The organism is Caballeronia zhejiangensis (assembly GCF_000698575.1).
In the GTDB taxonomy this organism is placed as follows: Bacteria; Pseudomonadota; Gammaproteobacteria; order Burkholderiales; family Burkholderiaceae; genus Caballeronia; species Caballeronia zhejiangensis.
Genome location: NZ_JFHD01000019.1, coordinates 1 through 12,086, shown reverse-complemented (window position 1 = coordinate 12,086; position 12,086 = coordinate 1). Strand labels below are relative to the sequence as shown.

Here is a 12,086-nt window from a genome sequence, read left to right as displayed (position 1 = left end):
GGGCCCCGGAGCAACAACGACAAGAGGAGAATGGCAGGTGATGGCATCGCCATCCGCCTACCGTAAGGACAGACAGCAGCACCGCGTCCAAGTTTCAAATTTTTTTCAGACGACTAATTGCCGCTCGTGCCACCGCCCTCGCGGCGGCATATTCTCCTTTATAATCAGACGCTTACTGCACTTGTCCGGGCTGCGCGGTCGCACGCAGATAGATCTCCACGCGACGATTCTGCGCGCGGCCGGCTTCCGTCGAGTTGTCCGCGATCGGCTGAGTCTGGCCCATGCCCGATGCCGCGAGACGCTGCGCCGCGACGCCGTGCGTCGAAATGTACGACGCGACGCTCTGCGCGCGATTCTGCGACAGCGTCTGGTTGTAAGCCGCCTGACCCGTGTTATCCGTATGGCCGACCACGCTCGCGATCAGCTCCGGATGCTGCTGCATCGTCTGCGTGACGGAGTTCAGCACCGGATCGAACGACGGCTTGATCGCGTAGCTGTTCGTGTCGAACGAAATCGAGTTCGGAATGTTCACCTTCAGCGAGCCGTCCTGCTGCTCGGTCACTTGCGTGCCCGTGCCCTTCGAGTCGCCCGAGATCTTGTTCTTGATCGACTGCCAGTTGTAGCCGACGATACCGCCCGTCGCCGCGCCGGCTGCCGCGCCGATCGCCGCGCCCTTGCCGCCGCCGAAGATCGCGCCGATCGCCGCGCCGGTCGCGGCGCCCGCGCCGGTGCCGACTGCGGTGTTGGTGCCCTGCTGCGTTTGACAGCCGGCGAGAAGCGCGCCCACCAGGGCAACGACGGACAGGCGGGTCATCAACTTAGTATTCATCTACGATCTCCTTTGATTCAACAAGCGTTCGGCGCATGCGCCGACAGTGCGAAAGGGTCTTCGGACGAGCCTCCGGGCGAGCCTCTACAATAATGAGAAAAGCGCCCGACTGCCCGGTGGGATGCGTCCCCGGAAAGATTTGCAGCGGGATAGTGCAATGCGTAAGCGTTACAACGCAACGGCGCTAACAATTACTTTCAATTTCCTCAGAGTGTTCCGTGCGCCGCTGGGCGCCAGCAACAATCGTTCCATGGAGTCTCGATGAGTATTGACCGCGCGAAGATCGACGCCGCACTCGCCACACTGACCGATCCGAACACCAACCGCAAGCTGGTTGATCTGAAAAGCATTCGCAACGTATCCGTCGACGGCGCGAACGTCGTGGTGAGTGTCGTGCTCGGCTATCCGGCGAAATCGCAGTTCGGTGCGATCCGCGAAATGGTGGAAGGCGCGCTGCGTCAGATCGCGGGCGTCGCGAACGTGACCGTGGATGTTTCGTCGCAGGTCGTCGCGCATGCCGTGCAGCGCGGCGTGAAGCTGCTGCCGAACGTCAAGAACATCATCGCGGTGGCGTCCGGCAAGGGCGGCGTCGGCAAGAGCACGACGGCGACGAATCTCGCGCTCGCGCTCGCGGCCGAAGGCGCGTCGGTCGGCATGCTGGACGCGGACATCTACGGTCCCTCGCTGCCGATGATGCTCGGCATCACCGGCCGTCCGGAATCGCCTGACAATCAGACGATGAATCCGCTCGAAGGCCACGGCATTCAGGCGAACTCCATCGGCTTTCTGATCGAGCAGGACAATCCGATGGTCTGGCGCGGCCCGATGGTCACGTCCGCGCTCGAACAATTGCTGCGTCAGACGAACTGGAAGGATCTCGATTACCTCGTCGTCGACATGCCGCCGGGCACCGGCGACATCCAGCTCACGCTATCGCAGAAAGTGCCGGTGACGGGCGCGGTGATCGTCACGACGCCGCAGGACATCGCGCTGCTCGACGCGAAGAAGGGCTTGAAGATGTTCGAGAAGGTCGGGATTCCGATTCTCGGCATTGTCGAGAACATGAGCACGCATATCTGCTCGAACTGCGGTCACGAAGAGCACATCTTCGGCGCGGGCGGCGGCGAGCGCATGGCGAAGGAATACGGCGTCGAAGTGCTCGGTTCCCTGCCGCTCGATATCGCCATTCGCGAGCGCACCGACGCGGGCCAGCCGACCGTCGTGTCGCAGCCGGACAGCCGCATCGCGGAGACGTATCGCGCCATCGCGCGCCGCGTCGCCATTTCGATTGCGGAGCGCCAGCGCGACATGACCTCGAAGTTTCCGAGCATCGTCGTGCAGAACACCTGATTTCGAATAAGCGATCGAATCGGCGCGAGCCTTGTGCGATGCGGCTCGCGGTATCATGTCGCCTTCGATGCGCGGCAGCGCGGACGCACGGGGCGTCGGCGGGCCGCCGAGAGGATCGCATGAGACACAGATTCGACGGAAGGGCGCTTTACGCCTCGATCGCGATGGCCGCTTGCAGCGTCATGCTGAGCGGTTGCGGCCTCATCTTCCAGAATCACGAAAAGCGCGCGGACGCCGTTTTGAATCCGACGCCCGGCAACGCCACGCGCGGCACCGTCACGCTGATCGAGCGCGCGGACGGCGTGCAGGTTTCCTACAGCCTCACCGACATGCCGCCGAACAGCGATCACGCGCTGACCGTCCACGAGCGCGGCGACTGCATCGCGGTCAACGGGCCGGACGCGAGTCCGGTGTTCGCGCTGCCTTCCGATCGCAGACGAACGTCATCGCGTCTCGAAGGCGAGCTCGGCAACATCCACGCGGACGCAACCGGCGCGGCGACGGGCTTCATCGTCGCGACAGATGTCTCGCTCGACGGCGTGCGCTCGATCATTTCGCGCGCGATCATGCTGCACCGCGAAGCGCTCGACCCGTACGCGAGCGCGCCGCACAACGTCGGACCCGCGCTCGCTTGCGGCGTGATCCGGCGGTAGCTGCTGCGGCGGCATGCGAAGCGCCCGGCGCGGCGGCGCGCTTCGCGTAAAATACCCGCTTTCGTTTGGCCCGCGCGGCGAGAACCGCCGCCGGCCATGCCCCGTTTCACCGCAGGCGGCGGTCGCGAGACCGAGCCGTTCACCGTTGAGTAGCGTCCCCTATGAGCATCAAATCCGATAAGTGGATTCGCCGCATGGCCGAAGAGCACAAGATGATCGAGCCGTTCGTGCGCGATCAGGTGCGCGTGGCCGAGGACGGCCGCAAGATCGTGAGCTACGGCACGTCGAGCTACGGCTACGACATCCGCGTCGCCGACGAATTCAAGATCTTCACGAACATCAATTCCACCATCGTCGATCCGAAAGCCTTCGACGAGAAATCGTTCGTCGACTTCAAGGGCGATGTCTGCATCATTCCGCCGAATTCTTTCGCGCTCGCACGCACGGTCGAGTATTTCCGCATTCCGCGTTCGTGCCTCACGGTGTGCCTCGGCAAGTCGACGTATGCACGCTGCGGGATCATCGTGAACGTGACGCCGTTCGAGCCGGAATGGGAAGGTTACGTCACGCTCGAATTCTCGAATACGACACCTTTGCCTGCCAAAATCTACGCGAACGAGGGCGTCGCCCAAGTCCTGTTCTTCGAAAGCGATGAAATGTGCGAGACGTCGTATGCCGATCGCGGCGGGAAGTACCAAGGTCAGCACGGCGTGACGCTGCCGAAAACCTGATCGAACCACGCACGTTACAAGCTTGTCGAAAGACCGCTGGCCCCGAGATTGCGACTCGGGCAGCGGTCGTTTCCATTTGGAGATTCGCCCCATGAAGTTCCGCTTCCCCGTCGTCATCATCGACGAAGACTTTCGCTCCGAAAACATTTCGGGTTCCGGCATCCGGGCGCTCGCAGAAGCGATCGAAAAGGAAGGCGCCGAAGTCCTCGGCCTGACGAGTTACGGCGATCTCGCCGCGTTCGCGCAGCAGTCGAGCCGCGCATCGTGTTTCATTTTGTCGATCGACGACGAGGAATTGCTGCCTTACGCGGACAACGTCGTCGTAGAAGGCGATACGCCGGAACTGGCGACGGCCATCGTCGCCTTGCGCGCGTTCATCACCGCGGTGCGCAAGCGCAACGCCGATATCCCCATCTTCCTGTACGGCGAAACGCGCACGTCGCGCCATCTGCCGAACGACATCCTGCGCGAACTGCACGGCTTCATCCACATGTTCGAGGACACGCCGGAGTTCGTGGCGCGTCACATCATTCGCGAGGCGAAGGTGTATCTCGATGCGCTCGCGCCGCCGTTCTTCAAGGAGCTCGTGCAGTACGCGGACGAAGGCTCGTATTCGTGGCACTGTCCGGGGCACTCGGGCGGCGTGGCATTCCTGAAGAATCCGCTCGGGCAGATGTTCCATCAGTTCTTCGGCGAAAACATGCTGCGCGCGGACGTCTGCAACGCGGTCGAGGAACTGGGTCAGCTGCTGGATCACACCGGCCCGGTCGCGGCGTCGGAGCGTAACGCGGCGCGCATCTTCGGCGCGGATCATCTCTTCTTCGTGACCAACGGCACGTCGACGTCGAACAAGATCGTGTGGCATGCGACCGTCGCGCCGGGCGATATCGTGCTGGTCGATCGCAACTGCCACAAGTCGATCCTGCACGCGATCACGATGACGGGCGCGATCCCCGTGTTCCTCACGCCGACGCGCAATCACTTCGGCATCATCGGACCGATTCCGCGCGACGAGTTCAAGCCGGAGAATATCCGCAGGAAGATCGAGGCGAATCCGTTCGCGCGCGAGGCGCTGGCGAAGAACCCGAAGATCAAGCCGCGCATTCTGACGATCACGCAGAGCACGTACGACGGCGTGATCTACAACGTCGAGATGATCAAGGATCTGCTCGGCGACATGCTCGACACGCTGCACTTCGACGAAGCCTGGCTGCCGCACGCCGAGTTCCACTCGTTCTATCAGGACATGCACGCGATCGGCGCGGGCCGTCCGCGCACGGGCGCGCTCGTGTTCGCGACGCACTCCACGCACAAACTGCTCGCGGGCATTTCGCAGGCGTCGCAGATTCTCGTGCAGGACAGCGAGAACAGCACGTTCGACCGTCATCGTTTCAACGAGGCGTATCTGATGCACACGTCCACGTCGCCGCAATACGCGATCATCGCGTCGTGCGACGTCGCGGCCGCGATGATGGAAGCGCCGGGCGGCGAGGCGCTCGTCGAGGAGTCGATTGCGGAAGCGGTCGATTTCCGCCGCGCCATGCGCAAGGTCGATGCCGAATACGGCGACGACTGGTTCTTCAAGGTCTGGGGCCCGGACGCGCTGGCGGAAGAGGGCATCGGCGATCGCGAGGACTGGGTGCTGAAGCCCAACGACCGCTGGCACGGTTTCGGCGCGCTCGCGGAAGGCTTCAACATGCTCGATCCGATCAAGGCGACGATCATCACGCCGGGACTCGACGTCGACGGCGAATTCGGCGAGACCGGCATTCCGGCCGCGATCGTGACGAAGTATCTGGCGGAGCACGGCATCATCGTGGAGAAGACGGGGCTTTACTCGTTCTTCATCATGTTCACGATCGGCATCACGAAGGGCCGCTGGAACTCGATGGTCACGGAGCTTCAGCAGTTCAAGGACGACTACGACAACAATCAGCCGCTGTGGCGCGTGCTGCCGGAGTTCGTCGCGCAGCATCCGTCTTACGAGCGCATCGGTCTGCGCGATCTATGCGAGCAGATTCACAGCGTCTATCGCGCGAACAACATCGCGCGCCTGACGACGGAGATGTACCTGTCGAGCATGGAGCCGGCGATGAAGCCGTCCGAGGCGTTCGCGAAGCTCGCGCACCGCGAGATCGATCGCGTGCCTATCGACGAACTGGAAGGACGCGTGACGTCGATTCTTTTGACGCCGTATCCGCCGGGCATTCCGTTGCTGATTCCGGGCGAGCGTTTCAATCGCACGATCGTGGATTACCTGCGTTTCGCGCGCGAGTTCAACGAGCGCTTCCCGGGATTCCATACGGATATTCACGGGCTGGTCGGCGAGATGATCAACGGACGGATCGAGTATTTCGTGGATTGCGTGCGGGATTGAGTGCACGCAGTGGCGATCACGAGCCGCATCAAAAAATAATGAATGCGGTGATCGTGTCGCGATAGGGGCCGGGCCGTGGGGCCGATTGCGCAGGCACTTGCCCATAGACGGTGAAGGTGTAGGCGACGCCCGTACCGACGCCGTTGCCCATCACAGTCCCGGACGTGCCGTCGCCCCACGGGACGGTATGCGAAGGGTCGATGTACAGCTGATAGTCGATTGTCTCGGTCCCACCCACCCGTGTGAGCTTGCGCCCAGTGATCGCGCCGCCGTCCGACGTGCCTCCGTTCAGCGCAATGTTGTACGACGCGCCCGACGTGCAGGTCGCGGTGATGCGGCTCGTCGCCTCGAGCGGCTCCTGAAAAGAGCTCTGCGTGCCGAACGCCATCGGCGTCGCGGAGATGTTGCAGTTGTTCGCCACGTTGACCGATACGTTGAACGCCGCCGACTTGTACGGCGCGGTCGCCGTGCTGCAACTCGGCGGCGTGCCGCTGTAGCCCACATAGACGAAATACGTGTCGGCGGCGGTGAACGTCTGCGTGTACGTCCCCAATCCGACCTGCTGATTTGGCGGAATCCGCCCGTAGAACGGCTCCTGTGCCCACACCTTGCCGCTCGGATGCACGGGCAGGTCGATGATGTACGGCGTCGTCGACGGGTTGAGAATCGAGCCCCACACGCTCACATGATCCGGATCGACGTATAGGTTGTAGTCGAGCGTCGCGCCGTTCGGGCCGGTCAGCACGCGCGGCGACGTCGTGCTGATGTTCAGGCACATGCGCACCATCGGCGTCGTGTAGCCGGTGCAATACATGATGACCGCGCCGACGACCTCCGTCGGCTCCGAATAGGTCGTGTCGTATTCGCCGAAATCCGTGTAGCCGACGGAAAACGAACACATCTGCGCCCGCGACGCTTTCGGCAGCGCGAGCAGCGCAAACATCGCGACGACGATGACCGCGCCTCTTCGTATCCACGATCGCGTTCGCATGATTCATCCTCCGTTGCCGCGACAGACGAACGGCCCGATCTGCGGCAACTCGTGTGACGACGCGGCGTCGAACGGCACCTGCGCGGAACAGCTCGCGCCGTGTCCGCGAATCGTCACCGTGTTGGCGGCGTCGAGCTTGTTGAAGAACGCGAGGCCGTCGAAGCCGACGATCGCCGTTTTGCCCGTGCTCTCGTTGGTCGCGGCAGCGCCTTCCTTGATCGGCGCGCCGTCCGCATCGACGAAACTCACCGACGCGCCCTGATACCGCGACATCCCGAAGCGCGCGAGCACGCCCGAGCGCCGTTCGGGCGCGACGTTGAGCTTCGTCGTTTCGATACGCGCATCGGCGGGCAAGGCGAGCGGATCGATCGCGATCTGATTGCGCTGATACGACTGCAGATCCGGCACCAGCAGATGGCCGCCCGAATTCGTGACGCCGACCTTGCGGTTCTCCTGGCTCACCGGCACGCCCGCGACGCCGTCGGTGGAGACGAGCGCGAAGCCATCCGTGATCGTGCGCGCGGGCAGCACCGCACCGTCCATGATGGCGATCGCGCCGGTCATCTCGGCGGTGCCCGTCGTCGTGCCGTTGAAGCGCTGCGCCGTCGCCTGGAATTCCCCGAAGCTCGCCCGATAGTTCGCGCCCGCGAACCCATGCCGATAATCCGCGCCCGCGCCCGCCTGCACCGTCCAGCCCCATCCGCCGCTGAAATCGGCCGGACGCGACGCGGTGACGTCCGCCGTCGAGTGGCCGCCCGATTGCGCGAGCGTCGTGCTGACCGCCATGTTGCCGCCGAGCGCGACCGTCACGCCGATCGATCCGCCCCACACGTTCTTCTGCAGGAAGTCGCGGTACGCCGTCGCGAAGAGCGACCAGCGCCGCCCGAACTGCGCGTTGTACGCGAGCGTGAGGACGCGCGCGTGCCCGGAAAAGCTGTCCTCGGAATCGACGTAGCTCATCGTCGCCGATTGCGTGCGCAGGAACGAAACCGACGCCGTCGCCTGATAGACATGCTGAAACGTCGACGTGCCCGTAAGCGACGCGACATCGCGATAGCCGCTCGACGCCTGCGTGCCCTGCAGACTGACGGAAAACTTCGGCCCGATGTACTGATAGCCGAGGCTGTAGAGCGAACCGGTCATACCGTCGACCTTGCTCGCGGCCGCCGCCGTGCTGAACACGCCGAAGCCGCCGGTGCCGATCACCGCGCCCGCGCCGCCGTTGACGAGTCCCTGGCCGCCTTCGGCGTGCGCCTGCAAGGTCAGCCAGTCGCTGACGCCATAGCTGAACACGCCGCTATAGATGGGCGAACGCTCGTAGTCGAAAGACTCGACCGTGTAGTTGTCGCGCAGGAAGCCGAGTTCGAACGAATAGTTGAACAATCCCTTCGACAAGAGCCGCGCATCGATATAGAGCGGCACGCTCGTCGTGACGCGGCGACCGAGCGCATCGGTGACGACGATTTGCGCGACGCCCGCGCCGTTCAGGCTCGGCGCCTGCGCGATCTGGAACGGCCCGGGCGCGACTTCGCCGCTGTACTGGCGCAGGCCGTTGACGTAGAGATCGACGGCGGAAGGCACGGCGGCCGAGGCGGAGAACATCGGCAGGGGAAACGTGATGAGGTCGGGCCTCAGCGTGAAGTCGCGCTGGATCTGGAATCCGCCGAAGCGCACGGAGCGCGACCACGGCAGCGATCCCGATACCGAATCGCCGACCGTCATCGTGAAAAGTTTCGCGGGATTCGAGTAGCTCCAGTTCGTGTCGAGCCGCGTGTATCGGTTCGAGCCGCCGTCCGCGTTGATCCAGGTGCCGGTGTTGTCGAACACGCCGAAGGGCGTGAAGAGGCGCTGCTCGCTCCACACGCCGATGCTGTTTTCGCTGTCTTCGCCGTATTCGCGCGTGTAACTGACGTCGTAGTTCATCAGGAAGCCGGTGCCTGGCGTCGCCTTCGGCGTGACCGGCAGCGTGTAGCCGATCTTGCGTGTGGTCTGGCGAGCTTCGTCGACGTCGAGAATCGCCTGCTGGCGCGCGGGCGCATACGTCGCGCGCAAGCCGGGAATCGACGACAGCGCGAGCCAGCCATCGGCGTCCGGTTTCAAATCGCTCACGCGGATGCCCGCGGCTCCGAGCGTGTGCGGCTCGGCATAGAGCTGACCGTGACGCAGTTCGAACTCCGACGGCTCGCCGAGATTCGTTCCGTTGATGACGATCTCGAGCACGAGTTGCTGATTCGTTTCGGCGAACGCGCCGAAGGGCTCCCCGCGCGCTGCGCCCGAGAGGCTCGGCAGTTCGGCGGGCGAGCCGCCGCCCGTGATGTCGACCTGCGCGATCGCCGCTTCCGACACGAGAACGAGCGTCAGCGCGACGCGAGCTTTCCGGCCCGGCGTCTTCCTGGCGGTGTCGGCGGACGAGGACATGCTCGCGGCGATGCGCAAGCGATCAAGGTCCGCCGCTCTCGCCGAGCCGCTCCGTGACGGCCGAGCCGTTGACCGTCGCCGCGACGTCCGCCGGCTTGCCGCGCAAGGCGCTCGCGGCGGCGGGCAGCGCCCACGCGCGCACGCGGCCCGGCAGGACGTAGCCGAGCAGGCCCGCGGAAATCGGAATGTCCGCGCCGCCGTTTTTCAGCGATACCGCGCTCAACTGCGCATGGATCGCCCCGCTGTTCGAGACGAGCAGAAACGGCTTGCCGTTTCTCTCGACGATGCTCCATTGCAGCTTCGGCTTGCCCGCTTCACCGGCTGGCGAAATAAATAGTGGTACAGAATATCGAAAGCGAAACTGAACGTTCGCACCGGCGGTCGCGCCTTCCGGCGGCAATTCATCGATGAGCAGACGATACGCGCGCTCCTGCTGCAACGGCTCCATGCTCGCGCGAATCACGCGGATGACCTGCTGTCCGCCCGCGGCCACTTCGGCGATAGGCGGGCTCGCGACGATCTCGCGCGTCGGCGTCAGCTTGTCCTGTTCATCGGCCTGATCCCAGACGAACGCGCGCACTTGAGCGTGGATCGGTTCGTCGCCGCCGTTGCTCAGGTTGATGACTTTGCCGTTCTCCGCGGCAGTGAGCTGGATAGTTACCGGGGAGATTTGCAATGAAGCGGCGAGCGTCGCGGAGCATTGCAGAAAGAGAAAAACCGCGCAGACGCGCGGTAGCAAGGTGGGCATCGTCGGTCTCCTTATGTCATCCCGACTATCCCATTGATATAGATTTATCTGCGAACAAGCAAGCGTCGCGCTGAGTGCGAGATGCTTGCAGCGCGATGCGAGGTTTAGAACACGACCGTCGCGGTGATGGTCGACGAATACGCGCCAGCCGCGGGCGTGTTCTGCGTCGGCACGCGGCCATAGACCGGGATGGTTTGCGCGCCGCCGTCGCCGGTGCCCGCGACCGTGTCGGTGTCCGCCGTGTTGCCCCAGACCTGCGTGCGGGCGATATCGCGATACAGGTTGAACGAGACGAATGCGTCGCCTGCTGCGTTGCCCATCTTGCGATCCGATATGGCCGAACCGGTGGCGGTGCCCGCGTCGAGGGCGACGGTGTAGGGCGTGCCCTTGGTGCAGGTGACCGACAGGCCGGCGTTTTGATCGATGTTCTGCGTGAGCACGCCGGTGCTGCCGAAATCCAGCGGATTGGCGGCGATCGAGCAATCGTCCTGAACCGTCAGCGTGACGTCGAAAGTCGCGGTCTTGCTCGTGGCGGCGAATGCATTCTGCGAACCGACGGCGCCGAGCGTGGCGGCGCTTGCAACGATGGCAATGACGGCGGCTTTCTTGAACAGGTTAAGCATGAGGAACACTCCTGAGATCGAAAAGATGACTGATGCTGAATCGCGCTGGCGTCGCGAGGACATGGATGAATCATAGGGAATACGCGACTAAGACTGAATGAGACGACTCTTAATTGAGATAGGCAGGCGCGGTGTTTCGCTTGTTGTGGTTATGTCGCGGGCGTTATTGAGATTGATGCGTGCCGCGAATCACTGGCTGCCGGCACGGAGCATCTTCGTGCTAACTCATCCTGATTGCGCCTTCTAGAATGAAGAGCGATCGGGCGCGGTTCGACGATTTGAATTAGATATGCGAAGCAAATCAAAAAAGGGGATTGTCATGTTCGCTGAGAAGTGGAAATTGACGTTCGTGCTGCTTCCGTTGGCCGTGCCGTGTGCGGTGTCGGCGCACGGTACGATCGAGACGCCGATCAGCCGCGTCTATTCGTGCTACCTCGAGGGCCCGGAAAGCCCGACGTCGGCGCCGTGCAAGGCTGCGGTCGCGGTGGCGGGGCCATCATTCCTGTACGACTGGGCTGGCGTGAATCGACTGCCCAATGGCGATCACAAGGCTTTCGTGCCCGACGGGCATCTGTGCAGCGGCGGCAAGACCAACTACTACGGTCTGGATCTCGGCCGAAGCGACTGGCCGGCCACGACGATCTCGGCCGATCTGAGCGGAAACTACACATTCGTCTGGTACGCGACCGCGCCGCACGTCACGCGCTACTTCCAGATGTACATGACCTCGGACGGCTACGATTTCAATCAGCCGTTGAAATGGTCCGATCTCGACAGCAAGCCGTTCTGCGAACTCAACAGCGCGACGCTCGACAACGGGCGCTACAAGCTGCAATGCAAGCTGCCCGCCGGCAAAACGGGCAGGCGGATCATTTACACGATCTGGCAGCGCAACGACAGCGCCGAAGCGTTCTATGCGTGCAGCGACGTGGTCATCAACGGCGCGCGCACGACCTGGCGCGAGATGCGTCCGATCCCGACGACCGCGCTGGATCAACCGGCGGGCATGAAGATCACGCTGCGGGTCTTCGATGCGGACGGGCACGATCTGGAATCGATCAGCTATACGGTGACGGCGCAGACGACGGCCGCTGCGGACTGGGTGTATGCGATGGCGCAGAAGGTCAACTCGGATGCGAAGCATGTGCGGCTGGGGCTGATCGACAACAACGGCAACATCGTGCCGCAGAAGACGATGTCGGCGAACCGCATCTACGTCGACAGTCCGCAGGACTACAACTTCGCGGTCGATTACACCGGCGCGCCGGCACCCGCGCCTTCACCTACGCCGACGCCTTCACCTGCGCCCACGCCAACGCCCACGCCAACGCCCACGCCAACGCCCACGCCAACGCCCACGCCAACG

The 12,086-nt window shown here is 63.5% G+C and carries 10 protein-coding genes; 5 read left to right on the top strand and 5 right to left on the bottom strand.

What is annotated here, in order from left to right; genetic code table 11:
- Positions 1-172: 172 nt before the first annotated feature.
- Positions 173-829, bottom strand: a complete 657-nt coding sequence (locus BG60_RS22180; protein ID WP_008351059.1) for a YiaD family glycine zipper/OmpA-like lipoprotein — start codon at positions 827-829, stop codon at positions 173-175.
- A gap of 261 nt (positions 830-1,090) precedes the next feature.
- Here BG60_RS22180 and apbC point away from each other — a divergent pair, with 261 nt between their 5' ends.
- The 4 genes from apbC (at position 1,091) to BG60_RS22160 (ending at position 5,940) form a co-directional block, all read left to right on the top strand.
- A complete protein-coding gene (gene apbC, locus BG60_RS22175) occupies positions 1,091-2,179 on the top strand; it encodes an iron-sulfur cluster carrier protein ApbC (RefSeq protein ID WP_034472904.1) in 1,089 nt (362 codons plus the stop codon).
- 119 nt (positions 2,180-2,298) lie between these two features.
- Entirely contained in the window at positions 2,299-2,832 is a 534-nt protein-coding gene (locus tag BG60_RS22170) for a superoxide dismutase family protein (RefSeq protein ID WP_008351054.1), read from the top strand.
- A gap of 161 nt (positions 2,833-2,993) precedes the next feature.
- Positions 2,994-3,563, top strand: coding sequence for a dCTP deaminase (dcd, locus tag BG60_RS22165; RefSeq protein ID WP_008351052.1), 570 nt, complete (start codon positions 2,994-2,996; stop codon positions 3,561-3,563).
- Positions 3,564-3,654: 91 nt separating this feature from the next.
- Positions 3,655-5,940, top strand: coding sequence for an arginine/lysine/ornithine decarboxylase (locus BG60_RS22160; protein ID WP_008351050.1), 2,286 nt, complete (start codon positions 3,655-3,657; stop codon positions 5,938-5,940).
- 28 nt (positions 5,941-5,968) lie between these two features.
- Here BG60_RS22160 and BG60_RS22155 read toward each other — a convergent pair whose 3' ends face one another.
- The 4 genes from BG60_RS22155 to BG60_RS22140 form a co-directional block, all read right to left on the bottom strand.
- Positions 5,969-6,931 (bottom strand): Csu type fimbrial protein, encoded by a 963-nt coding sequence (locus tag BG60_RS22155; RefSeq protein WP_008351048.1) that lies wholly within the window; start codon positions 6,929-6,931, stop codon positions 5,969-5,971.
- 3 nt (positions 6,932-6,934) lie between these two features.
- A complete protein-coding gene (locus BG60_RS22150) occupies positions 6,935-9,349 on the bottom strand; it encodes a fimbria/pilus outer membrane usher protein (RefSeq protein ID WP_241484876.1) in 2,415 nt (804 codons plus the stop codon).
- A 22-nt stretch (positions 9,350-9,371) separates the two neighbouring features.
- On the bottom strand, positions 9,372-10,097 hold the full coding sequence (locus BG60_RS22145; protein ID WP_034472900.1) for a fimbrial biogenesis chaperone: 726 nt from the start codon (positions 10,095-10,097) through the stop codon (positions 9,372-9,374).
- Positions 10,098-10,201: 104 nt separating this feature from the next.
- Positions 10,202-10,720 (bottom strand): Csu type fimbrial protein, encoded by a 519-nt coding sequence (locus BG60_RS22140; protein ID WP_034472898.1) that lies wholly within the window; start codon positions 10,718-10,720, stop codon positions 10,202-10,204.
- Between the two features lie 319 nt (positions 10,721-11,039).
- On the opposite strand from BG60_RS22140, the gene BG60_RS38310 reads away from it, so the two are divergent.
- A partial coding sequence (locus tag BG60_RS38310; protein ID WP_051996602.1) for a lytic polysaccharide monooxygenase occupies positions 11,040-12,086 on the top strand: 1,047 nt, incomplete at its 3' end.

What these genes read in the sequence shown, in the direction of transcription:
- BG60_RS22180 (WP_008351059.1), bottom strand. Translation starts at nt 829, where the DNA reads ATGAATACTAAGTTGATGACCCGCCTGTCCGTCGTTGCCCTGGTGGGC.
- apbC (WP_034472904.1), top strand. Translation starts at nt 1,091, where the DNA reads ATGAGTATTGACCGCGCGAAGATCGACGCCGCACTCGCCACACTGACC.
- BG60_RS22170 (WP_008351054.1), top strand. Translation starts at nt 2,299, where the DNA reads ATGAGACACAGATTCGACGGAAGGGCGCTTTACGCCTCGATCGCGATG.
- dcd (WP_008351052.1), top strand. Translation starts at nt 2,994, where the DNA reads ATGAGCATCAAATCCGATAAGTGGATTCGCCGCATGGCCGAAGAGCAC.
- BG60_RS22160 (WP_008351050.1), top strand. Translation starts at nt 3,655, where the DNA reads ATGAAGTTCCGCTTCCCCGTCGTCATCATCGACGAAGACTTTCGCTCC.
- BG60_RS22155 (WP_008351048.1), bottom strand. Translation starts at nt 6,931, where the DNA reads ATGCGAACGCGATCGTGGATACGAAGAGGCGCGGTCATCGTCGTCGCG.
- BG60_RS22150 (WP_241484876.1), bottom strand. Translation starts at nt 9,349, where the DNA reads ATGTCCTCGTCCGCCGACACCGCCAGGAAGACGCCGGGCCGGAAAGCT.
- BG60_RS22145 (WP_034472900.1), bottom strand. Translation starts at nt 10,097, where the DNA reads ATGCCCACCTTGCTACCGCGCGTCTGCGCGGTTTTTCTCTTTCTGCAA.
- BG60_RS22140 (WP_034472898.1), bottom strand. Translation starts at nt 10,720, where the DNA reads ATGCTTAACCTGTTCAAGAAAGCCGCCGTCATTGCCATCGTTGCAAGC.